General features: G+C 71.3%; 22 protein-coding genes. 5 read left to right on the forward strand and 17 right to left on the reverse strand.

The window, feature by feature from the left end; genetic code table 11:
• Window positions 1–52: 52 nt before the first annotated feature.
• Window positions 53–976 (forward strand): 2,3,4,5-tetrahydropyridine-2,6-dicarboxylate N-succinyltransferase, encoded by a 924-nt coding sequence (dapD, locus tag ACWDR7_RS02630; RefSeq protein ID WP_449853383.1) that lies wholly within the window; start codon window positions 53–55, stop codon window positions 974–976.
• 61 nt (window positions 977–1037) lie between these two features.
• Here dapD and ACWDR7_RS02635 read toward each other — a convergent pair whose 3' ends face one another.
• From ACWDR7_RS02635 to ACWDR7_RS02690, 12 genes are all read right to left on the reverse strand, one after another.
• Entirely contained in the window at window positions 1038–2336 is a 1299-nt protein-coding gene (locus tag ACWDR7_RS02635) for a citrate synthase (protein ID WP_449853384.1), read from the reverse strand.
• 87 nt (window positions 2337–2423) lie between these two features.
• Window positions 2424–3536 carry a succinyldiaminopimelate transaminase gene (gene dapC / locus ACWDR7_RS02640; protein WP_449853385.1) on the reverse strand — a complete coding sequence of 371 codons (1113 nt, stop codon included), beginning with the start codon at window positions 3534–3536 and terminating at the stop codon, window positions 2424–2426.
• A 13-nt stretch (window positions 3537–3549) separates the two neighbouring features.
• The gene (gene fdxA / locus ACWDR7_RS02645; protein WP_449853386.1) at window positions 3550–3876 is read right to left on the reverse strand and encodes a ferredoxin; all 327 of its coding nucleotides are present in this window, start codon (window positions 3874–3876) and stop codon (window positions 3550–3552) included.
• A gap of 9 nt (window positions 3877–3885) precedes the next feature.
• Window positions 3886–4317 (reverse strand): histidinol dehydrogenase, encoded by a 432-nt coding sequence (locus ACWDR7_RS02650; protein WP_449853387.1) that lies wholly within the window; start codon window positions 4315–4317, stop codon window positions 3886–3888.
• 26 nt (window positions 4318–4343) lie between these two features.
• Entirely contained in the window at window positions 4344–4658 is a 315-nt protein-coding gene (locus tag ACWDR7_RS02655) for an AzlD domain-containing protein (protein ID WP_449853388.1), read from the reverse strand.
• Window positions 4655–5377 (reverse strand): AzlC family ABC transporter permease, encoded by a 723-nt coding sequence (locus tag ACWDR7_RS02660; protein WP_449853389.1) that lies wholly within the window; start codon window positions 5375–5377, stop codon window positions 4655–4657. Before ACWDR7_RS02660 ends, ACWDR7_RS02655 begins: the two co-directional genes overlap by 4 nt.
• Before the next feature lie 36 nt (window positions 5378–5413).
• Window positions 5414–7327, reverse strand: a complete 1914-nt coding sequence (gene typA / locus ACWDR7_RS02665) for a translational GTPase TypA (RefSeq protein ID WP_449853390.1) — start codon at window positions 7325–7327, stop codon at window positions 5414–5416.
• Between the two features lie 145 nt (window positions 7328–7472).
• Window positions 7473–8033 (reverse strand): PH domain-containing protein, encoded by a 561-nt coding sequence (locus ACWDR7_RS02670; RefSeq protein ID WP_449853391.1) that lies wholly within the window; start codon window positions 8031–8033, stop codon window positions 7473–7475.
• A gap of 2 nt (window positions 8034–8035) precedes the next feature.
• Window positions 8036–9688, reverse strand: a complete 1653-nt coding sequence (locus ACWDR7_RS02675) for a dipeptide ABC transporter ATP-binding protein (RefSeq protein ID WP_449853392.1) — start codon at window positions 9686–9688, stop codon at window positions 8036–8038.
• Between the two features lie 14 nt (window positions 9689–9702).
• A complete protein-coding gene (locus tag ACWDR7_RS02680; RefSeq protein WP_449853393.1) occupies window positions 9703–10641 on the reverse strand; it encodes an ABC transporter permease in 939 nt (312 codons plus the stop codon).
• Window positions 10631–11560: an ABC transporter permease gene (locus ACWDR7_RS02685; RefSeq protein ID WP_449853394.1), complete on the reverse strand. Its 930-nt coding sequence runs from the start codon at window positions 11558–11560 to the stop codon at window positions 10631–10633. Before ACWDR7_RS02685 ends, ACWDR7_RS02680 begins: the two co-directional genes overlap by 11 nt.
• A gap of 213 nt (window positions 11561–11773) precedes the next feature.
• Entirely contained in the window at window positions 11774–13399 is a 1626-nt protein-coding gene (locus ACWDR7_RS02690) for a peptide ABC transporter substrate-binding protein (protein WP_449853395.1), read from the reverse strand.
• A 180-nt stretch (window positions 13400–13579) separates the two neighbouring features.
• Between ACWDR7_RS02690 and ACWDR7_RS02695 the strand changes: the two genes are divergently transcribed.
• Together ACWDR7_RS02695 and ACWDR7_RS02700 are read left to right on the forward strand one after the other, a co-directional pair.
• Window positions 13580–14314, forward strand: coding sequence for a CPBP family intramembrane glutamic endopeptidase (locus tag ACWDR7_RS02695; protein ID WP_449853396.1), 735 nt, complete (start codon window positions 13580–13582; stop codon window positions 14312–14314).
• 183 nt (window positions 14315–14497) lie between these two features.
• Window positions 14498–15457, forward strand: coding sequence for a hypothetical protein (locus ACWDR7_RS02700; RefSeq protein ID WP_449853397.1), 960 nt, complete (start codon window positions 14498–14500; stop codon window positions 15455–15457).
• Window positions 15458–15518: 61 nt separating this feature from the next.
• Here ACWDR7_RS02700 and ACWDR7_RS02705 read toward each other — a convergent pair whose 3' ends face one another.
• Window positions 15519–16118 carry a GNAT family N-acetyltransferase gene (locus ACWDR7_RS02705; RefSeq protein ID WP_449853398.1) on the reverse strand — a complete coding sequence of 200 codons (600 nt, stop codon included), beginning with the start codon at window positions 16116–16118 and terminating at the stop codon, window positions 15519–15521.
• Between the two features lie 46 nt (window positions 16119–16164).
• Entirely contained in the window at window positions 16165–16758 is a 594-nt protein-coding gene (locus ACWDR7_RS02710) for a hypothetical protein (protein ID WP_449853399.1), read from the reverse strand.
• Between the two features lie 54 nt (window positions 16759–16812).
• Between ACWDR7_RS02710 and ACWDR7_RS02715 the strand changes: the two genes are divergently transcribed.
• A complete protein-coding gene (locus ACWDR7_RS02715; protein ID WP_449853400.1) occupies window positions 16813–17319 on the forward strand; it encodes an NUDIX hydrolase in 507 nt (168 codons plus the stop codon).
• Window positions 17316–17750: an NUDIX hydrolase gene (locus tag ACWDR7_RS02720; protein ID WP_449853401.1), complete on the forward strand. Its 435-nt coding sequence runs from the start codon at window positions 17316–17318 to the stop codon at window positions 17748–17750. Before ACWDR7_RS02715 ends, ACWDR7_RS02720 begins: the two co-directional genes overlap by 4 nt.
• An 8-nt stretch (window positions 17751–17758) precedes the next feature.
• On the opposite strand, the gene gcvP is transcribed toward ACWDR7_RS02720, so the two are convergent.
• Genes gcvP through ACWDR7_RS02735 form a run of 3 tightly spaced genes read right to left on the reverse strand, consistent with a single transcriptional unit; the run spans window position 17759 to window position 22172 of the window.
• Window positions 17759–20704 (reverse strand): aminomethyl-transferring glycine dehydrogenase, encoded by a 2946-nt coding sequence (gene gcvP / locus ACWDR7_RS02725; RefSeq protein WP_449853402.1) that lies wholly within the window; start codon window positions 20702–20704, stop codon window positions 17759–17761.
• A complete protein-coding gene (gcvH, locus tag ACWDR7_RS02730) occupies window positions 20614–20997 on the reverse strand; it encodes a glycine cleavage system protein GcvH (protein ID WP_449853403.1) in 384 nt (127 codons plus the stop codon). Before gcvH ends, gcvP begins: the two co-directional genes overlap by 91 nt.
• Entirely contained in the window at window positions 20994–22172 is a 1179-nt protein-coding gene (locus tag ACWDR7_RS02735) for a glycine cleavage system aminomethyltransferase GcvT (protein WP_449853404.1), read from the reverse strand. The genes gcvH and ACWDR7_RS02735 overlap by 4 nt, the downstream gene beginning before the upstream one ends.
• Between the last annotated feature and the right edge of the window lie 19 nt (window positions 22173–22191).

The following is a 22191-nucleotide window of genomic DNA, read 5'->3' on the forward strand; positions in this document are numbered from 1 at the left end:
CAGCCTACGGGCGCCCGGCGAGTCGCCATCCGCCGATCCGTAGGATTGAGGCATGACGGATGAGCGCTGGATTTCCGGTGTCGGGCTCGCGACGATCGCGGCCGACGGCACCGTCCTGGACACCTGGTACCCCGCCCCGCGCGCCGGCCGCGCCGATGACGCGACCGACGAGGTGGAGTCGCTCGACCGCCTGGCCGCGCCCGACGAGAAGCGCGACGTCACCGTCGAGGTCGTCACGCTCGAGATCGATCTCGATGCCGCGCCGGCCTCGACCTCCGACGCGTACCTGCGCCTGCACGCGCTTTCCCACCGCCTCGCCCGCCCCAACGAGCTCAACCTCGACGGGCTGTTCGCGCACCTGCCGACCGTGGCGTGGACGAACGCCGGCCCCATGCTGCCCGCCGACGCGGTGCGCCTGCGGCCCTACCTGCAGCGCGACGGCATCCAGGTGGTCTCGCTCGACAAGTTCCCGCGCCTGACCGACTACGTCGCCCCGGAGGGCGTGCGGATCGCCGACACCTCGCGCGTGCGCCTGGGCGCGCACCTCTCCCCCGGCACGGTCGTGATGCACGAGGGCTTCGTGAACTTCAACGCCGGCACGCTGGGCGCCTCGATGGTCGAGGGCCGCATCTCGCAGGGCGTGGTCGTGGGCGACGGATCGGACATCGGCGGCGGCGCCTCGATCATGGGCACCCTCTCGGGCGGCGGCACCCACCGCGTCTCGATCGGCGCGCGCACGTTGCTCGGCGCGAACGCGGGGATCGGGATCTCGCTCGGCGACGACTGCGTCGTGGAGGCCGGCCTGTACGTGACGGCCGGCACGAAGATCCGCCTGGAGGACGGCTCGGTCGTCAAGGGCGGCGAGCTCTCGGGCTCGAGCGGCCTGTTGCTGCGCCGCAACTCGCTCGACGGCGCCGTGGAGGCCGTGCGCCGCGAGGGCGTCGGCGTGGTCCTCAACGCCGCCCTCCACGCCTGACCCGGCCGACACGAGAACGGCCGCCCTCCCGAGGGAGTGCCGGCCGTTCGTGTGAGAACCCCTACCGTCCGCGGTACTCGCGGGCCGGGGAGCCCGTGTAGAGCTGCTGGGGGCGGCCGATCTTGCCGCGCGCGTCGAGGTTGGCCTCGCGCCAGTGCGCGAGCCAGCCGGGCAGGCGGCCGATCGCGAACAGCACGGTGAAGACGCGGGTCGGGAAGCCCATCGCCTTGTAGATGACGCCCGTGTAGAAGTCGACGTTCGGGTAGAGCTTGCGCTCCTTGAAGTAGTCGTCCTCGAGCGCGATCTCCTCGAGCTCCTTGGCGAGGTCGAGCAGCGGGTCGTGCACGCCGAGCGCGGCCAGCACCTCGTCGGCCGACTCCTTGACGAGCTTGGCGCGCGGGTCGTAGTTCTTGTAGACCCGGTGCCCGAAGCCCATCAGCTTCACGCCCTCTTCCTTGTTCTTCACCTTCTCGACGAAGCGCTTGACGCCCTGGCCGGACTCCTGGATCTGGCCGAGCATGTTCAGCACCGCCTCGTTGGCGCCGCCGTGCAGCGGGCCCGAGAGCGCCTGGATGCCCGCGGCGATCGACGCGAACTGATCCGCGCCGGTGGATCCGACGAGGCGCACGGTCGAGGTCGAGGCGTTCTGCTCGTGGTCCTCGTGCAGGATGAGCAGGCGCTCGAGCGCCTTCGCCATGACGGGGTCGATCTCGTACGGCTCGGCCATGTTGCCGAAGTTCAGACGCAGGAAGTTCTCGACGTAGCTGAGCGAGTTGTCGGGGTACAGGAACGCCTGGCCGATCGACTTCTTGTGCGCGTACGCCGCGATCACGGGGAGCTTGGCGAGCAGGCGCACCGTGGTGAGGTCGACGTGCTCGGGGTTGTCCGGATCGGAGTCGTTCTCGTAGTAGGTCGACAGGGCGGCCACCGCCGACGAGAGCACCGCCATAGGGTGCGCGCCGGCGGGCATCGCCGTGAAGAAGTTCTTGAGGTCCTCGTGCAGCAGCGTGTGGTGGCGGATGCTGTCGTCGAACTGGCCGAGCTGATCGGCCGTGGGCAGCTCGCCGTAGATGAGCAGCCAGGCGATCTCGAGGAAGCTCGCGTCGCCGTTCACCAGCTGCTCGATCGGGTAGCCGCGGTAGCGTAGGATGCCCTGGTCGCCGTCGATGTAGGTGATGTCCGACATCGTCGAGGCGGTGTTGACGAAGCCGTAGTCGAGCGCCGTGAAGCCGGTCTGCTTCGTGAACGTCGAGACGTCGATGGCGGACTTACCGTCGGTGGCGGGCAGGACGGGGAACTCCGCGGTCTTGTCGCCGACCGTCAGTACGGCCTTCTCGGGCAGGCTTCCTGCGTCGCTCACGGCGCCTCCTTGCGAATCGGGATGCTGATACTCGCTCGAATGGGCCGAGCGGATCCGCGCGCGGCCGTCATCCACCCTAGCCGCTGATCAGAGTGCCGATGACCGCAGGCGATCGGCGGCCATCCTGATGCGCTCGTCGCTCGCGGTGAGCGAGAAGCGCACGTGCTGCGGGTGGTACGGGCCGTAGAAGACGCCGGGACCGGCGAGGATGCCGAGCCCGGCGAGCCGGCCCATCGTCTCCCACGCGTCGCGGCCCTCGGTGGCCCACAGGTACAGGCCCGCCTCGCTGCGGTCGATCCGGAACCCCGCGGCCTCGAGCGCCGGCTTCAGCACGTCGCGGCGCGCGCGGTAGCGCTCGCGCTGCTCGGCCACGTGGGCGTCGTCGCCGAGGGCCGCCGCCATGGCGTGCTGCACGGGCGCCGGCAGCATGAGCCCGAGGTGCTTGCGGTTCTTCAGCAGCTCGCCGACGATCTCGGCGCAGCCGGCCACGAACGCCGCCCGGTAGCCGGCGAGGTTGGACTGCTTGCTGAGGGAGTACACGCTCAGCAGGCCCGCGCGGCTGCCGCCGGTGACGCGGGGATCGAGCACGCTCGGCACGGGGCCGGCCGCCCACTCGCCCTCCCAGCCGAGCTCGGCGTAGCACTCGTCGCTCGCCAGCACGGCGCCGAGCTCGCGGGCGCGCGCCACGGCGCGGCGCAGCTCGTCGACGCCCCACACGCGGCCGTCGGGGTTGCCCGGGGAGTTGATCCAGATGAGCTTCGCGCCCTCGGGCCACTCGTCCGGATCGTCCGCCGCGACGGCGGTGGCGTCGGCGACGGCCGCGCCCACCGCGTAGGTGGGGTACGCCGCGCGCGGATGCACGACGATGTCTCCCGCGCTCAGGCCCAGCAGCGTGGGCAGGAGCGCGACGAGCTCCTTCGATCCGATCGTCGGCAGCACGTTGCGCGGCGCGAGATCGGTCACGCCGCGCCGGCGCGCGTACCAGGCGACGATGGCCTCGCGCAGCGCGGGCGTGCCCACCGTCTGCGGGTACGCGTGCGCGTCGGTCGCGGCGACGAGGGCGTCGCGCACGACCTGCGGCGTGGGGTCGACGGGAGAGCCGATCGACAGGTCGCACAGCCCGTCCGGGTGCGCCGCGGCGCGCTCGGCGAGCGGGGCGACGGCGTCCCAGGGGTAGTCGTCGAGGTCGCGGATGCCCATCGGAGCGGCCGGATCAGTGCGCGCCGGCCTGCGGAGGCAGCGCGGCGATGACCGGGTGGTCCTTCGGGATCACGCCCACCTTGGCGGCACCGCCGGGCGAGCCGATCTCGTCGAAGAACTCGACGTTCGCCTTGTAGTAGTCCGACCACTCCTCGGGCAGGTCGTCCTCGTAGTAGATCGCCTCCACGGGGCACACGGGCTCGCAGGCACCACAGTCCACGCACTCGTCGGGGTGGATGTAGAGGCTGCGCTCACCCTCGTAGATGCAGTCGACCGGGCACTCATCGATGCAGGCGCGGTCCTTGACGTCCACGCACGGAAGGGCGATCACGTAAGTCACGTGACGATTCTACGCGCCGCCTTGCTGACCCTTCCCCGAACCGGTGCGGATGCCCCGCAGATCGGGCCAGGCGACGACGACGATCACGACCGCCGCGACGACCCACGACCAGATCACGCCGAGGGGCGCCTCGCCCGGCGCGGACTGCGGGACGACGATCGATCCGCCCGGTCCCTCGCCGGAGAACAGCATGACCATGGCGAGCGCGCCGAGCCCGGCGGCGAGCACCGTGACGCGGTCCTCGGAGAGGCATCGCACGGCGATCAGCAGGGCCAGCAGCCCCACCGCGGCCAGGATGGTCCCGAACGGCACGACGAGCCCCGCCAGGCCCGTGGGGACGACGGCGGCGGAGTGCATGACGGTGCCGACGATGCCGTAGACCGCGCCGGCGACGAAGGCGCCGGCCCACGTGAACAGGCGGATGTGCCACACGGAGCGCATGCGATCAGCGTACGCGGCGGCGCCTGTCAGGCCGCCCAGCCCACCAGCCGCAGCAGGGCCGCGGTCGCGGCGGCGGCCACGACGACGACGAGGAACGACGCGCCACGCCACAGCAGCAGGGCCGCCACGGCGATGGCGGGCAGGCGGGCGTCCACGCGGATCGCCATGCCGTCGCCGAGCGCCTGGACGGCGACGAGCGCCGACAGCAGCGCGACGGTGAGCAGATCGGTGATGCGCGCCGGGCGCGGGCGCTCCAGCCACTCCTCCGGCACGAGGTAGCCGACGAGCTTGAGGCCGACCACGGCGATGCCCGCCAGCAGGATCGCGGTCCACGCGCTCATCCCGCGGCCCCCGATCCGGTGCCCGCCGGCGCCGCCGCCCGCCGGCCCAGCCAGTTCGTCCAGCCGACCACGACGGCCACGACCGCGGCGAGCAGCACCGGCACGCCCGGCGCGAGCCAGGGCGTGGCGACGGCGGCGACCACGGCAGCCGCGGCGCCTACGGCCACGGCCTGACGCGATCGCAGCCGGGGCCACAGCAGGGCGAGGAACGCCGCCGCGGCGGCGGCGTCGAGGCCGTAGGCGCGCACGTCGCCCAGCACGTCGCCCAGCAGCGCGCCGGCGAGCGTGGTGAGGTTCCAGCCGATGAAGATGCCGACGCCCGTCACCCAGAACCCGATGCGACGCGCGGCGGGATCCTCGTGCGCGAGCGCGACGGCCGTGGACTCGTCGATCGTGAACTGCGCGGCCGCGAGGCGCCGCGGCCACGTGCGGCCGACGATCGGGTTCATCCGCGCGGCGTACACGGCGTTGCGCACGCCGAGCAGCGCGGCCGACGCGATCGCCGCCGGTCCCCCGCCGCCCGATCCGAGCACGCCGATGAAGGCGAACTGCGATCCGCCCGAGAACATGAGCAGGCTCAGCACGCATGTCTGCCACACGTCCAGGCCCGATGCCGTGGCCAGCGCGCCGAACGAGACGCCGTACGCGCTCGTCGGCAGCGCGACGGCGAGGCCCTGCCGCCACGCGCCGCGGCGCTCGGCGGACGGGCTGGTGCTCACCGGATCGAGCTTAGTGGAGCCCGTTCCGGCAGGGAATCAGGCGTTCGCGTCCTGCCGCTTGCGGCGCGAGGCCTCGCGGCCGCGGGTCGTGGCGTCGAGGATCACCTTGCGGATGCGCACGGCCTCCGGCGTGACCTCGACGCACTCGTCCTCGGCGGCGAACTCGAGCGACTCCTCGAGCGAGAGGATGCGCGGCGGGGTCATCGACTCGAACGTGTCGGCCGTGGAGGAGCGCATGTTGGTGAGCTTCTTCTCCTTGGTGATGTTCACGTCCATGTCGTCGGCGCGCGAGTTCTCGCCCACGACCATGCCCTCGTAGACCTCGTCGGTCGGGTTCACGAAGAACGACATGCGCTCCTGCAGCGCGATCATCGCGAACGGGGTGGCCACGCCCGCGCGGTCGGCGACGATCGATCCGTTCTGGCGCGAGACGATCTGGCCGGCCCAGTCGTCGTAGCCGTGCGAGATGGCGTTGGCGATGCCGGTGCCACGCGTGATCGAGAGGAACTGCGTGCGGAAGCCGATGAGGCCGCGCGACGGCACGATGAACTCCATGCGGATCCAGCCCGTGCCGTTGTTGATCATGTTGTCCATGCGGCCCTTGCGCGCCGCCATGAGCTGCGTCACGGCGCCGAGGTGCTCCTCGGGCACGTCGATCGTGAGGTGCTCGTAGGGCTCCTGGATCTTGCCGTCGGGGCCCTTGCGGGTGACGACCTGCGGCTTGCCGACGGTGAGCTCGAAGCCCTCGCGGCGCATGTTCTCGACGAGGATCGCGAGCTGCAGCTCGCCGCGGCCCTGCACCTCCCACGCGTCGGGGCGGCCGATGTCCTTCACGCGGATGGAGACGTTGCCGATGAGCTCGCGGTCGAGGCGGTCCTTGACCATGCGCGCCGTGAGCTTGTGGCCCTTGACCTTGCCCACCAGCGGCGAGGTGTTCGTGCCGATCGTCATCGAGATCGACGGCTCGTCGACCGTGATCTGCGGGAGCGGGCGGATGTCCTCCGGGTCGGCGATCGTCTCGCCGATCATGATGTCCTCGAAGCCCGCGATCACGGCGATGTCGCCGGGGCCGGCCTTCTCGGCCGGGTAGCGGTCGAGCGCCTTCGTCATGAGCAGCTCGGTGATGCGCGCGCTCTGCGTCGTGCCGTCCTGACGCACCCACGCCACGGTCTGGCCCTTCTTCAGCTCGCCGTTGAAGATGCGCAGCAGCGCGAGGCGGCCGAGGAACGCGCTCGAGTCGAGGTTGGTCACCCACGCCTGCAGCGGGGCCTCGTCGTCATACTCCGGCGCGGGCACGTGCTTGAGGATCGCCTCGAACAGCGGCTCGAGGTCGTCGTTGTCGGGCAGCGACCCGTCGGCGGGGCGGTTGTGCGACGCGGCGCCGGCGCGGCCGGAGGCGTACACGACGGGCACCTCGAGCAGTGCGTCGACGTCGAGGTCGGGCACGACGTCGACGAGGTCGCTCGCGAGACCGAGCAGCAGGTCCTGGGCCTCGCCCTCGACCTCCTCGATGCGCGCGTCGGGGCGGTCGGTCTTGTTCACGAGCAGGATGACGGGCAGCTTCGCCTCGAGCGCCTTGCGCAGCACGAAGCGGGTCTGCGGCAGCGGGCCCTCCGAGGCGTCGACGAGCAGCACGACGCCGTCGACCATCGACAGGCCGCGCTCGACCTCGCCGCCGAAGTCGGCGTGGCCCGGGGTGTCGATCACGTTGATCGTGATCGGGGTGTCGGTGTGGGCACCGTTGTACGTGATCGCCGTGTTCTTGGCGAGGATCGTGATGCCCTTCTCACGCTCGAGATCGTTCGAGTCCATCGCACGCTCTTCGAGGTGCTCGTGCGAGCCGAACGACCCCGTCTGGCGCAGCATGGCGTCGACGAGGGTCGTCTTGCCGTGGTCGACGTGCGCGACGATCGCGACGTTGCGGAGGTCGGGACGGAGGGCGCGCGCCATGAAAGGGATCCTTGCGTTCTGTGGGATGTGCCCCGGAGGCGGGGCGTTCCATCCTATCGCGGCGTGGCTGGGCGGTCCGTGCGCACCGGCGGGGGGTCCGCCTCGCGCCCGACGGCGCCGTCCGCTGACGCTCAGGCGGTGACGCTCAGGCGGTGACGCTCACGGCGATCGCGGCCCACACGACGAGCACGGCGAGCGACGCGACGCCGAGCAGGTCCCACGAGCGCACGATCCGGTCGTCCGGCGCGGCGGCGGCGTTGAGCTTCATCTCGCGCAGGATCTCGGCCTCGACGTCGGCGGGCCGATCCCGCATCCGGCCGCGCGGCCGGCGGGTGGGCACGCCCCACGCCTGGATGGTCTTGCCGCCGGCCGCGGCCGTGAGGCGCACCTCGAGCTGCCACCGCATGACGATGTCGTCGATCGCGCCCCACGGCACGCGCGTGATCCGCAGGATGTTGTGCACGGTCACGCCCGCCTCGTCGGCGACGACGTGCGGCGCGTAGACGAAGACGTAGATGAACCAGAGCAGACCCAGCGGCCACGGGGCGATGAGCACGGCCTGCAGCCAGCCCCCGCGGACGGTCGCGTCGATGAGCAGGCCGACCACGAGCACGGCGGTGAGCGCGAGCCAGACCCGGCCCCAGGTGGGCCGGATCTCGCGCTTCAGCTCGTCGCCGGGCTCGTAGTCCGCGCCTGCTCCCGACACCGTCAGCGCCCCCCGAGCGGCAGCGTGGCGCCGGGGATCGCGTCGAGGAGGCGGCGCGTGTACGCCTCCTGCGGGTTGGCGAAGATCTCGTCCACGGTCCCCTGCTCCACGACCTTGCCCCGCTCCATGACGCACACCATGTCGGCGGCGACGCGCACGACCGCGAGGTCGTGCGTGATGAACAGGTAGGTCAGGCCGAGCTCGGCCTGCAGCTCGGCCAGCAGCGTGAGGATCTGATCCTGCACGAGCACGTCGAGCGCCGAGACCGCCTCGTCGAGCACGATGATGTCGGGCTTGAGCGCGAGGGCGCGCGCGATCGCGACGCGCTGGCGCTGGCCGCCCGACAGCTCGTTCGGGTACCGCATCGCCAGCTCGCGCGGCAGCGCCACCTGGTCGAGCAGCTCCAGCACGCGGGCGCGCTGGGACGCACCGTCGCCGACGCCGTGCACCTTCAGCGGCTCCGCGATGAGCGTGCCGATCGAGCGCAGCGGATCGAGCGAGCCGTACGGATCCTGGAACACCGGCTGCATGCGGCGGCGCAGGCCGAGCACATCGCGGCGCTTCAGCGTCGACGTGCTCACACCGTCGATCAGAACGTCACCGCTCGTCGGCTCCTCCAGCTGCAGCACCATCTTCGCGACGGTGGACTTGCCCGATCCGGACTCCCCCACCAGCGCGAGCGTCTTGCCACGCGGGATCTGGAACGACACCCCGTCGACAGCCCGGAACGCCTCGCTCGAGAAGCCGCCCTTGCGGATGCGGTACTCCTTGACGAGATCGCGCACCTCGACGACCGGCGCCGCCTGCGCGAGCACCTCGGTCTCGGTGGTGACGTGCTCGACGCTCGCCTGGATGCGCTGCGAGGCGAGGCTGGGCGCCGCGGCCACGAGCCGCTGCGTGTACGGGTGCTGCGGGTCCTCGAGGATCTCGCGGCTCGGCCCCGACTCGACGACCTCGCCCTGATTCATCACGATGATGCGGTCGGCGCGCTCGGCGGCCAGGCCCAGGTCGTGCGTGATGAGCAGCACCGAGGTGCCCTTCTCGCGCGTGAGCGAGGCGAGGTGATCGAGGATCACGCGCTGCACCGTCACGTCGAGCGCGCTCGTCGGCTCGTCCGCGATGAGCAGCTTCGGGTCGGCCGCCAGGCCGATGCCGATGAGCGCGCGCTGGCGCATGCCGCCGGAGAACTGGTGCGGGAACTGGTGCAGGCGGCGCTCGGCGTCCGCCAGCCCCGCCTGCTGCAGCACCTCGATCGCGCGACGCTCGACCTCCTTGCGGCCGGTGGCGAGGCCGTTCGCACGGATCGCCTCCTTGACCTGGAAGCCGATCGACCACACGGGGTTGAGGTTCGACATCGGGTCCTGCGGCACGTAGCCGATCTCGCGGCCGCGCAGGCGCTCCATGTCGCGCCGGCTCGCGCTCGTGAGCTCGCGGCCCTCGAGCGTGATCGTGCCGCCGGTGATCTCGCCCGTGCCGGGCAGCAGGTCGATCACGGCCGAGGCCGTGGTCGACTTGCCCGAGCCCGACTCGCCGACGATCGCGACCGTCTCGCCCGGGAAGACGTCCAGGTCGATGCCGTGCAGCACCTCGCGCTGCTTCTTGCCCGTGCCGAAGGCGACCTTCAGGCCGCGGATCTGCAGCAGTGCATCCGTCATGGGGATTCCTTCACTCATCGCTGTGCCCTCGCCTTCGGGTCGAGCGCGTCGCGCAGCATCTCGCCGAGCGTGATGAACGCGAGCACCGCGATCGTCAGCGCGAGCGACGGCCAGAACAGCGCCATCGGGGCGGTGCGCAGCGTGGCCTGCGCCTGGCTGATGTCGGCGCCCCACGAGACCGTGTTGCCGCCCAGGCCGACGCCGAGGAACGACAGGGTCGATTCCGCCACGATGGCGTGGCCGAGGCTGATCGTCGCCACGACGATGACCGGGGCCATCGCGTTGGGCAGCACGTGCACGAGCATCGTCTTGAAGCGCGACAGCCCGAGGGCGATCGACGCCATGACGTAGTCCGACTGCTTCACGCGCAGCACCTCGGCACGCACGATGCGCGCCGTCGAGGCCCACGAGAACCCGCCGATCGCGAAGGCGAGCGTGAGCTCGTTCCGCGCGCTCGAGAGCACCGTCATCACGACGATCGCCGCGACGATGTAGGGGATCGTGAAGAAGATGTCGCCGATGCGCGAGAGCAGCGAGTCGAGCCAGCCGCCGTAGAAGCCCGCGAGGGCTCCCATGATGAGGCCGATCGCGGTGCCGATGAGCGTGGCCAGCAGGCCGACCACCATCGACGTGCGCGTGCCCCACACGAGGCGCGACCAGATGTCGCAGCCCTGGCGGTTGAACCCCAGCGGGTGGCCCGCCGCGGCGCCGCCGTTGCTGTTGGCCAGCTGGCAGGCGCCGCCGGAGGGCGCCACCTGCGTGAACATGCCCGGCGCGACCGCCATGATGATCACGACCGCGGCGAGGACCATCGAGATCCAGAACAGCGGGCGCTTGCGGACGTCTCGCCACGCGTCGAGCCACAGGTTGCTCTTGCGGGTGCTCAGGTGGACCTGGTCGACCTGGACCTGCGCCTCCTTCACGGGCGCCACGAAATGCGTACTACTTGACATAGCGGATCCTCGGGTCGAGCAGACCATAGAGCAGGTCGACGAGCAGGTTGATGAGGACGTACACGACGACGAAGATCGTCACGAACGACACCACGGTGGGCGTCTCGTGCTTGATGATCGCCGTGTACAGCTGGTTGCCGACGCCGGGCACGTTGAAGATGCCCTCCGTCACGGTCGCGCCGACCATGAGCACGCCGAACTGCGAGGCGGTGTCGGTGACCATCGGGATCATCGAGTTGCGCAGCACGTGCACGGGGATGACGCGCGAGCGCGACAGGCCCTTGCCGTAGGCGGTGCGCACCCAGTCCTGCTGCAGCGTCTCGATCGTCGACGCGCGGGTGAGGCGCATCATCGTGGCGTAGATGCTGAACCCGAGCACGATCGCGGGCAGCCACAGGCCGCCCCAGTCGTTGTCGCTGCCGACGGTCGGCTTGAACCAGCCCAGCTGCACGCCCAGGAAGAACTGGGCGGCGAAGGCGACGACGAACACCGGCACCGCGACGAACAGCAGCGCGAAGACGAGCATGAAGTGGTCGTAGACCGTGCCCTTCAGCAGCGCCGAGGTGAGGCCGATGACGATCGCGAGGATGAACGCGATCGCGACCGCCATGATCGCCAGGCGCAGGGTCACGGGGAACGTGCGGGCGAGCGTCTCGATCACCGGCTGGCCGTTGAAGCCCACGCCGAAGTCGAGGCGCAGGATCCCGCCGAGGTAGTTCAGGTACTGGACGATGAACGGCTGGTCGAGCAGGTAGCGCGCGCGGATCTGCTCCAGCAGCTGCGGCGGCGGCTGCTTGTCGCCGAACAGCGCGGCGATCGGGTCGCCGGGCATGGCGAAGACCATGAAGTAGATCAGCAGCGTGGCCCCGAGAAAGACGGGGATCACCTGCAGGATGCGTCTGAGGATGTAAGTGGCCACCCTCGTGCCTCCCTTCTGGGGATGACGAGGTCACACGACACGGAAGAAACCCTGGCCCGCGACTCGGGCGAGGAGCACAGCAGAAAGCGGGTCCTTCGGGGGACCCGCTCGGCCATCCTCCGCTCCCGAAACTGGGAGAACGGTGTGCCGGCGACATGGTGCGAGGCGGTGGCGTGTACGCCACCGCCTCGCAGCGGATCATCTCAGGCCCGGTCAGCCCTTGGTGATGTTGTAGTGCAGCGGCACCGAGTTCCAGCCGAACTCGACGTTGTCGACCGTGTCGGCCCAGCCGCCGGTGACGTTCGAGTACCACAGCGGGGTGGCGGGCAGATCCTGGAGGAGGATCTCCTGCGCCTGCTGGAACAGCGCGTTCGCCTCGTCCGGGTCGGTCGCGCTGATGCCCTGCGACAGCAGCTCGTCGAACTCGGGGTTCGAGTAGTCGCCGTCGTTCGATCCGGCGTTGGTCGCGTAGAGCGGGCCGAGGAAGTTGTACAGGCCCGGGTAGTCGGCCTGCCATCCCGTGCGGAACGCCGTCGTGATGGTGCGGTTCGTGACCTCTTCGCGCAGACCGGCGAAGTCGGGGTACGGCGCACCGGCCGCGTCGATGTCGAGCGTGCCGGCGATCGAGTTGGCGACCGCGTCGACCCAGCCCTGGTGGCCGCCGTCCGAGTTGTAGGCGATCTCGAACGTGCCCTCCCACGGGCTGATGGCGTCGGCCTCGGCCCACAGCTCCTGCGCGCGCTCGGGGTTGTACTCCAGCACCTCGGCGCCCTCGAGCTCCTCGCTCCAGCCGTCGATCACGGGCGACGTGAAGTCGCTGGCCGGCGTGCGGGTGCCCTGGAAGATCACGTCGGTGATCTCCTCGCGGTTGATCGCCATCGAGATGGCCTGACGGCGCAGCACGCCCTCCTCGCCCTCGAAGTGCGGGAGGTACTCGGGGATCGTGAACGACTGGAAGATCGCGGCGGGCTGGTTGACCCAGTTCTCGCCGAGCTCGTTCTGGTACGTCTCGAGAGCGGCCTCGGGGATCTGGTCGAGCACGTCGAGCTCGCCCGAGAGCAGGTCGGCGTAGGCGGCGTCCTGCGAGGCGTAGAAGCGGATGTCGAGGCCGTCGTTCTGCGGCTCGCGCGGGCCCTCGTACTCCTCGTTCACGACGAGCGAGATGCCCTCGTCGTGGACCCAGGCGTCCTCGCTGGCCAGCTTGTACGGGCCGTTGCCGATGGGCGACTCGCCGAAGGCCTCCATGTCCTCGAACGCGACGTCCGGGAGCGGGTAGAAGGCCGAGTAGCCGAGGCGCTGAGCGAAGTCGGTGGCCGGCTTGTTGAGCGTGATCGTGAAGGTGTACTCGTCGACCTGCTGCAGGCCCGAGAGCTCCTCGACGTTCTCGTCCCAGCTGAAGCCCTCGATGTCCTCGAAGAAGTAGCTCGAGAGCTGCTGGTTGTCGAGCGCGGCGCCGTAGTTCCACGCCTTGATGAAGTTGTCGGCCGTGACCTCTTCACCGTCGGTGAAGGTCAGGCCCTCCTTGATCTTGACGGTGAGCTGCGTCGGCGAGTCGACCGTGATCGACTCGGCGACCTCGTTCTCGACCGAGCCGTCGGCGTTGTACGAGATCAGACCCGAGAAGATGCTGTCGAGGATCTTGCCGCCGCCGACCTCGTTGGTGTTGGTCGGGATCAGCGGGTTCTGCGGCTCCGTGCCGTTGGTGGTGACGATCGCGTCGCCGCCGGCGCCGTTGCCGCCGTCGCCGCTGCCACCATCGCCGCTCGCGCACCCGGCGAGCAGCATGCCGCCGAGGCCGAGCAGCGCGACGCCCGAAAGGGCGACCTTGTTGCGCTTCATTGGGTTTTTCCTCCAGGGAAGGGATTGAGCCTGCCCACTCGGGCGCAGGCGATAGCGACGACGATAGGCACGGTGGGACCATCGCACCAACTCGCATCGCGAACTGTTACATCGCCGTAACGCGCGCACACGGCCGCTGAGCATTCTGCTGACGGCCTGCGCGTGTGGCACGCTGGCGGGGTGGCGCGCGCACGGCTGTGGTGGGAAATCGGCATCGTCCTGGCGCTTTCGCTCGGACAGTCCGCGCTGTACTCGGTGCTCTCGCTCGTGCGCGCGCTGACGCGCGCGCCGCTTTCCGAGCAGTCGGCGGCGCTGAACCCGTCGCGGGCGGACGACGCCGTGTGGGACGCGGTCTACCGCGTGCTCGACGTCTTCTTCGACCTCGCCCTCGTCGCGCTCGTCGTGTACCTCCTGTGGGAGCCGGGCCGCAGCGCGCTGCGCCGCATCGGGCTCGACTTCTCGCGCTTCGGGCGCGACCTCGGCCTTGCCGTCGCGCTGCTCGCCGCGATCGGGGTGCCGGGGGCGGCCCTCTACGCCGGCTCGCGCGCGCTGGGCCTGACCGTGCAGGTGCAGGCGGCCGGGCTCGACGCCGCCTGGTGGACGATCCCCCTCCTGCTGCTGTCGGCGCTGCGCGCCGGGCTGCTCGAGGAGGTCATCCTGAACGGCTACCTCGGCGAGCGCTTGCGCGAGCTGGGCTGGCGCCCGTGGACCACGATCCTCGCGATCGCCCTGCTGCGCGGCGCCTACCACGCGTACCAGGGCCCGGCGATGATGCTCGGGAACGTCGTGATGGGCGTCGTCTTCGCGTGGGTGTACCTGCGCTGGCGGCGCGTCATGCCCCTCGTGATCGCGCACACGCTGATCGACGCCATCGCCTTCGTGGGCTACCCCCTCTTCGCCCCCTACCTTCCCTAGCGGCTCGGACCGGAGGAGATCCGCAAGTCTGTGCCAAGTCCGGGCGCTCGAACGGCCGGATTCGGCACAGACTTGCGGACTCGCCGCGCCCCGACTCGTCCCCAGCCCGGCGGAGGAGCGGATCGGTTCACAGATCGAGCGCCAGGAGACCGGCGCGCGGAAGGCGCTGGGACCGTGGAAGGCATGACAAGCCCGACTGCCGACGTCCTCGCCGCCTCGCTGCAGCCCAGCCCCGTGCCGCTTCTGCGGCGTTCGGATGACCGTTCGATGCGCCGCGACATCGAATCGCGAACGCTCCACCGGGTTCGCGCAGGAGTGTTCGCGCCCGCGGAACAGTGGGCCGCTCTGCCGCCCTGGCAGAAGTACCTTGCTCGCATCCACGCGCTGGCCCTGAAGCGCCCGGCCGTCGTGTTCACCCACGAGTCAGCCGCCGCGCTGTGGGGGCTACCCGTGCTCGGCGATCTCCGCACGATCCATGTGCTCGTCGCTCGCAAGGGCGATGCCCGCCGCGTGGGTAACGTCCAAGGGCACCACGCTGTCGAGGAGCCGGACCTCGCCGACAGCCTCGGCGTCTGCGCGACGACGGCGGTCGCGACTGCCGTCGACCTCGCGCGCAGCCGCCATCCCGCCTACGGGCTCACGGTGGCCGACGCGCTCCTCCGTACGGGGGCGTGCTCGCGCGAGCGCCTGCTGCTGGCGAATGACGCGCGTCGCAGCGGGCGCGGACGGGCCGTCGCAGCCTGGCCTCTCGAACATGCAACTCCGCTCTCCGAGTCCGTCCTCGAGTCGATCAGCCGCGCTGCGATCGAGTGGCTGGGGCTCCCGATCCCCCGCCTGCAATCGCGCTTCGTGATCGATGGCGCTGAGTACCGCGCCGACTTCGAGTGGCCCGATCAGCAGGTGATCGGCGAGGCCGACGGCGACACGAAGTACGCCATCGGCGACGCGGCGGATGCCGTCATCCGGGAGAAGAAGCGGGAGGATGCGCTGCGCCGCTCGATGCGCGGTTTCGCCCGCTGGGGCTGGAACGAGTTGCGGGCGCCCGAGCGTCTCGGTCTGGCGCTGGAGGCGGCCGGCGTGCCGGTGGTCCGCCCGCCCCGCACCACGCATCTGCACGGTCTCGCGCAGCTGCTCAACCGCTGAGTCCGCAAGTCTGTGCCAAATCCGCGCCGAGTACCGTACGGACTTGGCACAGACTTGCGGATTAAGGGTTGCGCGGCTCGAGGCGGGACTCGAGGCCGCGGCGCACCTGCGGCCACTCGGTCGCGAGGATCGAGTACACCATCGTGTCGCGCCACGTGCCGTCGGGCATGCGCAGGTGACTGCGCAGCACGCCGTCGAGGCGGGCGCCCAGCCGCTCGATCGCGGCGCGGGAGCGGTGGTTGTGCCAGTGGGTGCGGATCTCGACGCGCACGCAGCCGAGGTCGTCGAACGCGCGGGCGAGCAACAGCAACTTGGCGGCGGGATTGATGCCGGTGCCGTGCGCGTCTGCACGCAGCCAGGTGTATCCGATCTCCACGCGCAGATCGGCGGGCGAGACGCTGCAGATCGAGGTCATGCCGATCGCCCGGCCGGTGGCGGGCTCGACGACGGCCCAGGGCGCCATCTCGCCCGCCGTCTGCCGCGCGAGGCGGCGCTCGATCTCGGCGGGGACCTCGTCGGGCGCCGGAAGTCGCGAGAACCAGGTGCGGCGCCACAGGTCGTCGAAGGCGACCGCCTCCGCGAGGTCTGGGGCGTGCTCGGGACGCAGCGGCTCCAGCCTCACGATGTCGTTGTGCAGGACGGGTGTGTCGACGAAGGTCACCGCTCGAGCCTAGAGGCGGTCGCGGGCGACGGGAGCGTGCGGCGGGTCAGTCGTCGAGGAGCCAGTGGTGGCGCATCATGAGGGCGCGGTCGATCGCGGCGATCGGGCCGAGGACGGCCGCCGGCGCGGTCATCCATTCGGGGAAGCGGATCGGGGAGGTCTGCGGCAGGTCCGCTCCGGTGATCTCCGCGAGCCAGGGCAGGCCGACGTCGAGCAGCTCGGTCACGCCGACGAGCAGCGCGACGACGAGCACCGTCCACGACACCGCAGACACCGCCCGGCTCGCGGTCGGGTGCCGGGCGTCGACCTCCTGCCGCCACCGCTCGAGCGTCTCGGTACCCGGCTCGAGCCGCCGCTCGACACCGTCGGCCACGAGCCGCGCGCGCTTGAGCCCGTAGAGGCTGAAGGCGACCTCCACGCGCCCACCCGGCACCTCGAACGCCGCCGGCGAGGACTGCGTCGCGGTGTGCTGGCCGTCGATGTAGAGGCGCACGCGCTCGTCGAGATCGAAGTAGTCCACCGCGACGTCGTAGCGCCTTCCCGCGTGGTCGATGCCGAACGTGCTGTGCCAGAGCCTGCGGATGCCGCGCGCCCGTGGCAGCGCGCTGCCGTCGCCGGGCTCCTCCTTCTTCCCCATCACCCCCGAGATCAGGGCACGGCCGCGGGTCGCCGCGGGGGCTCCTAGGCTGGGGGCATGGCGACGCCCGACTTCATCCTGCGGCTGCGCGAGCGGATCGGGCACGATCCGCTCTGGCTCACCGGCGTGACCGCCGTCGTCGTGAGGGACGACGCGGTGCTGCTCGTGGAGCGCGCCGACAACGGCAGCGTCACGCCCGTCACGGGCATCGTCGATCCGGGCGAGGAGCCCGCCGTCGCGGCCGTGCGCGAGACGCTCGAGGAGGCCGGCGTCGTCGCCGAGCCCGAGGCCCTCGTGTGGGTGCACGCGCTGCCGCCCATGCGGTACGCGAACGACGACGTCGCGCAGTACCTCGACATCACCGTCCGCTGCCGCTGGGTGTCGGGCGATCCGCACCCCGCCGACGGCGAGAACGTGCGGGCCTGGTGGTGCCCGATCGACCGGCTGGCCGACGAGCGGATGAGCGACGACATGCGCGAGCGGATCCGCGTGGCGCTCGAGCACCCCGGATCGGCGCGCTTCGAGACGACGACCGGCCTCGAGAACGCGGCGGAGCCGGCGTGAGCGCGCATCACGCGCTCGACCACGCCGCGCGCGTCGTCACCGTCAGCGCCGTCGTGCTGCGGCACCCGGAGACCGGCGACATCCTGGCCGTGCGCAAGCGCGGCACGAGCACGTTCATGCAGCCGGGCGGCAAGCCCGAGCCGGGCGAGTCGGCGCTCGACGCGGCCGTGCGCGAGCTGCGCGAGGAGCTGCAGCTGGAGCTCGACCCGGATCGGATGACGCTGCTGGGCACCTTCGACGCGCCGGCGGCGAACGAGTCGGGATGGACGGTGCGCGGCACGGTGTTCGTGCACCCGCCCGTGTCGGAGATCCGCCCCGCCGCCGAGATCGAGGAGATCCGCTGGGTGCCCGACACGGCCGAGCCGGCAGGAGACCTCGCACCGCTCATGATGACGAGGATCCTGCCGGCCCTGCGTGAGGCCGGGCTCTAGCCAGCCGATCAGGCGAAGGCCTCGATCGGCGGGCACGCGCACACGAGGTTGCGGTCGCCGTAGGCCTGATCGATCCGGCGCACCGGCGGCCAGTACTTGGCCGCCGTGATGCCGGCCGGGAAGACCGCCTCCTCGCGCGAGTACGGGTGATCCCACTCGCCCACGAGCGCGGCGGCGGTGTGCGGCGCGTTCACGAGCGGGTTGTCGCCCGCCGGCCACTCCCCCGCAGCCACGCGCTCCGCCTCGGCTTTGATCGCGATCATCGCCTCGACGAAGCGGTCGAGCTCGGCGCGGTCCTCCGACTCCGTCGGCTCGACCATGAGCGTGCCCGCCACGGGGAACGACATGGTCGGGGCGTGGAAGCCGTAGTCGATGAGCCGCTTGGCGACGTCGTCGTTCGAGATACCCGTGACCGCCTTGAGCGGGCGCAGGTCGAGGATGCACTCGTGCGCCACCCGTCCCTCGGCGCCTGTGTACAGCACCGGGTAGTGCTCGCCCAGGCGCGCGGCGATGTAGTTGGCACCGAGCACCGCGGCGTCGGTCGCCTCCGTGAGGCCCTCGAGCCCCATCATCCGGATGTACGCCCACGAGATCGGCAGGATCGACGCGGATCCGTACGGTGCGGACGACACCGGGCCGATGCCCTCGGTCGCATCCTGCGCGAGCGGGTGGTTCGGCAGGAACGGCGCGAGGTGCGTCTTCGCCGCCACCGGGCCGACGCCCGGGCCGCCGCCGCCGTGCGGGATGGCGAACGTCTTGTGCAGGTTGAGGTGCGACACGTCGCCGCCCAGGTCGCCGAAGCGGGCGTGGCCGAGCAGGGCGTTGAGGTTGGCGCCGTCGATGTACACCTGGCCGCCGGCCTCGTGCACCGCGGCCGTGATCTCGAGCACGTCGGCCTCGTACACGCCGTGCGTGGACGGGTAGGTGATCATGAGCGCGGCGAGCGTATCGGCGTGCTCGGCGATCTTCGCGCGCAGGTCGCCGAGGTCGACGTTGCCGAGCTCGTCGCAGGCCACGACGACCACGCGCATGCCGGCCAGCACCGCCGAGGCGGCGTTCGTGCCGTGTGCCGACGACGGGATCAGGCAGACGTCGCGGTGCTCGTCGCCGCGCGAGAGGTGGTAGCCGCGGATCGCGAGGAGCCCGGCGAGCTCGCCCTGCGATCCGGCATTCGGCTGCAGCGAGACGGTGTCGTAGCCGGTGAGGTCGGCGAGCCATCCCTCCAGCTGGTGGATGAGCTCGAGCGAGCCGGCCACGTCCTCGCGCGGTGCGAACGGGTGGATCCGCGAGAACTCCGGCCACGACACCGCCGCCATCGCGGTCGCGGCGTTGAGCTTCATCGTGCAGGAGCCGAGCGGGATCATGCCGCGGTCGAGCGCGTAGTCGCTGTCGGCGAGGCGCTTGAGGTACCGCATCATCGCCGTCTCGGAGTGGTGCGTGCGAAAGACGGGGTGCGTGAGGATCTCGTCGGTGCGGCGGAGCGGGTCCGGCAGCGCGTCGGATCCCACTCCGAAGGTGCCGAAGGAGCGTTCCTCCGGCCCGCCGAAGGCGAGCGCCACGCGATGCAGGTCGGTCAGCGTCGTGGCCTCCCCGACCGCGATGCCGACGGTGTCGACGTCGACGAGCCGGAGCTGGACGCCGAGCTCGCGTGCGCGGGCGACGATCGCGTCGGCCCGACCCGGGACGCGCGCCTCGACTGTGTCGAAGAAGCTGCCGTGCACGACCTCCGCGCCGGTCTCGACGATCCAGTCCGCCAGCAGGCGGGCTCGGGACGCGATGCCCGAGGCGATCGAGCGGAGCCCGTCCGGCCCGTGGTACACGGCGTACATCGCCGCCATGACGGCCAGCAGCACCTGCGCCGTGCAGATGTTGCTCGTCGCCTTCTCGCGGCGGATGTGCTGCTCGCGCGTCTGCAGCGCGAGGCGGTAGGCGGGAGCGCCGTCCGCGTCGACCGAGACGCCGACGAGGCGCCCGGGCAGCTGGCGCTCGAGGCCCTGCCGCACGGCCATGTAGCCGGCGTGCGGGCCGCCGAAGCCGAGCGGCACCCCGAAGCGCTGCGTTGATCCCACGACGATGTCGGCGCCCATCTCACCCGGCGAGCGCAGCAGCACGAGCGCCATGATGTCGGCCGCGACGACCACCTGGCCGCCGGCGACGTGCACGGCGTCGATCGCGGCGGACGGGTCCCACACCCGCCCGGAGGCACCGGGGTACTGGATGAGCGCGCCGAACAGCTCCTCCGGCAGCGTCTCACCCGCGGCGAGGTCCACCTCGACGAGCTCGATGCCGAGCGCCTCGGCCCGCACGGCCAGCACGGCCTTCGTCTGCGGCAGGGTGTCGGCGTCGACGGCGAACAGGTTCGATCCGCCGCGCACCGCCCGGCGCGCCAGCAGCATGCCCTCGGCGGCGGCCGTGGACTCGTCGAGCATCGACGCGTTCGCGACGGGCAGGCCGGTGAGGTCTCCCACCATCGTCTGGAAGTTCAGCAGCGCCTCGAGACGCCCCTGCGAGATCTCCGGCTGGTAGGGCGTGTACGCGGTGTACCAGGACGGGTTCTCGAACACGTTGCGCTGGATCACGCTGGGCGTGATCGTATCGCTGTATCCGAGCCCGATCATCGGCGAGAGCACCCTGTTCTTCGCGGCGAGCGCCCGCAGCTCGGCGAGCGCCTCGGCCTCGCTCACGCCGGTGCGCGGCATGACGCCCGACGTGGCCTCGTCCGCGCGGATCGCGGCGGGCAGCGCCTGCGCGATGAGCCGCTCGGTCACCCGCACCTCGTCGCGCGCCGGCTCGATGCCGATCGCCTCGAGCATCGCCGCGTGGTCGGCCTCCGAGGTGCCGATGTGGCGGCGGACGTAGTCGCTCACGCCTCGCCACCCGTCAGGGCGACGTACGCCGCCCGATCCATGAGGCCGGCGAGCGGCTGGCCCGACAGCTGCACGCGCACGAGCCATCCCTTGCCGTACGGGTCCTGGTTGACGAGCGACGGGTCGGCGTCGACCTCGCCGTTCAGCGCGATCACCTCGCCGTCGACGGGGGCATAGAGCTCCGAGACCGACTTGGTCGACTCGATCTCGCCCATCACCTGGCCGGCCGTGAGCGCGGCGTTGTCGGCGGGCAGGTCGACGTAGACGACGTCGCCGAGCTGGTCGGCGGCGTAGTCGGTGATGCCGATCGTCGCGACGTCGCCGTCGACGGCGACCCACTCGTGCTCGGCGGTGTACTTGAGGGCGGCGAGGTCGGTCATGAGTTCCTCCGGTAGAAGGGCAGGGCGGCGACGGCAGCGGGGATGCGCGTGCCGCGGACGTCGATGGTCAGGTCGGTGGCGGAGGCGGCGTCCGGGCGGACGTACGCCATGGCGATGGGGTGGCCGAGGGTGGGGCTGAGGGCGCCGCTCGTGAGCTCGCCGACGCGCTCGTCGCCGCGATAGACGGGGTAGCCGGCGCGCCCGGCGCGGCGGCCCTCCGTCGTCAGGCCCACCAGGACCGGCGCCTCGGGGCGCGGTTCCTTCGCCGCCTCGCCGATGAAGCCGGTCTTGTCGGCCGGGATCACGCGACCGAGCCCGGCCTGCGCCGGGACGACGTCGCGCGAGAGCTCGTGGCCGTACAGCGGCATGCCCGCCTCGAGGCGCAGCGTGTCGCGCGCGGCGAGTCCCGCCGGCACGAGCCCGTGCGGCTCGCCCGCGGCGAGCACCGCCCGCCACAGGGAAGCGGCGCGGTCGACGGGGATCATCAGCTCGAAGCCGTCCTCGCCGGTGTAGCCGGTGCGCGCGATGAGCAGCGGCGCGCCGTCGAAGCGCGCGCTCGCCCAGGCGTAGTACCGCTGCTCGCCCCAGGGGGTGTCGAGCTCGGCGATACCGGGGGTCGCCTCGAGGATCGCCTGGGCCGCAGGGCCCTGCACCGCGAGGAGGGCGTGGAGATCCGACATGTCCTCCACGGCCACGCCGGGCTTGCCCACGACAAAGGCGAACGACCCGCCGTCCGAGACCTGCGCCCGGGTGTCGCGGAAGTCGAACTGCTGCACACGTGCCTGCAGCGCCTGCGCCACCGCATCGCGGTTGCCGGCGTTGGCGACGACGAGGAAGCGGTCGTCCGCGAGCCGGTAGACGATGAGGTCGTCGATGATCCCGCCGTCCTCGGCGAGGATCATCGTGTACTTGGCCTTGCCGACGGCGAGCGCCGACAGCCGGCCCGCGAGCGCGAAGTCGAGGAATGCCCCGGCGCGCTCACCCGTGACGAGGATCTCGCCCATGTGAGAGATGTCGAACAGCCCGGCGGCGGTGCGCACGGCGTGGTGCTCGGCGAGGTCCGAGCCGTACCGGACCGGCATCATCCAGCCGCCGAAGTCGGTGAAGCTCGCGCCGAGCGCGTCGTGCTCGGCGCGCAGCGGGGTGTCGCGCGGGGCGACGGGCGGTGACTCCATGCGGGGCTCCCTGAGTCCG

This window comes from Microbacterium sp. NPDC003461, assembly GCF_053588335.1.

Excerpts from the sequence above, each read along its gene's own strand:
- ACWDR7_RS02690 (WP_449853395.1), bottom strand. The coding sequence starts at position 13,399 with ATGAAGCGCAACAAGGTCGCCCTTTCGGGCGTCGCGCTGCTCGGCCTC.
- typA (WP_449853390.1), bottom strand. The coding sequence starts at position 7,327 with ATGGCGCGCGCCCTCCGTCCCGACCTCCGCAACGTCGCGATCGTCGCG.
- ACWDR7_RS02715 (WP_449853400.1), top strand. The coding sequence starts at position 16,813 with ATGGCGACGCCCGACTTCATCCTGCGGCTGCGCGAGCGGATCGGGCAC.
- ACWDR7_RS02675 (WP_449853392.1), bottom strand. The coding sequence starts at position 9,688 with ATGACGGATGCACTGCTGCAGATCCGCGGCCTGAAGGTCGCCTTCGGC.
- dapD (WP_449853383.1), top strand. The coding sequence starts at position 53 with ATGACGGATGAGCGCTGGATTTCCGGTGTCGGGCTCGCGACGATCGCG.
- ACWDR7_RS02650 (WP_449853387.1), bottom strand. The coding sequence starts at position 4,317 with ATGCGCTCCGTGTGGCACATCCGCCTGTTCACGTGGGCCGGCGCCTTC.
- ACWDR7_RS02680 (WP_449853393.1), bottom strand. The coding sequence starts at position 10,641 with ATGTCAAGTAGTACGCATTTCGTGGCGCCCGTGAAGGAGGCGCAGGTC.
- gcvP (WP_449853402.1), bottom strand. The coding sequence starts at position 20,704 with ATGGCTCGTGCGCGTGCAGCTGTCGGGCCAGCCGCTCGCCGGCCTCAT.
- ACWDR7_RS02735 (WP_449853404.1), bottom strand. The coding sequence starts at position 22,172 with ATGGAGTCACCGCCCGTCGCCCCGCGCGACACCCCGCTGCGCGCCGAG.
- gcvH (WP_449853403.1), bottom strand. The coding sequence starts at position 20,997 with ATGACCGACCTCGCCGCCCTCAAGTACACCGCCGAGCACGAGTGGGTC.
- ACWDR7_RS02655 (WP_449853388.1), bottom strand. The coding sequence starts at position 4,658 with ATGAGCGCGTGGACCGCGATCCTGCTGGCGGGCATCGCCGTGGTCGGC.
- ACWDR7_RS02700 (WP_449853397.1), top strand. The coding sequence starts at position 14,498 with ATGACAAGCCCGACTGCCGACGTCCTCGCCGCCTCGCTGCAGCCCAGC.
- dapC (WP_449853385.1), bottom strand. The coding sequence starts at position 3,536 with ATGGGCATCCGCGACCTCGACGACTACCCCTGGGACGCCGTCGCCCCG.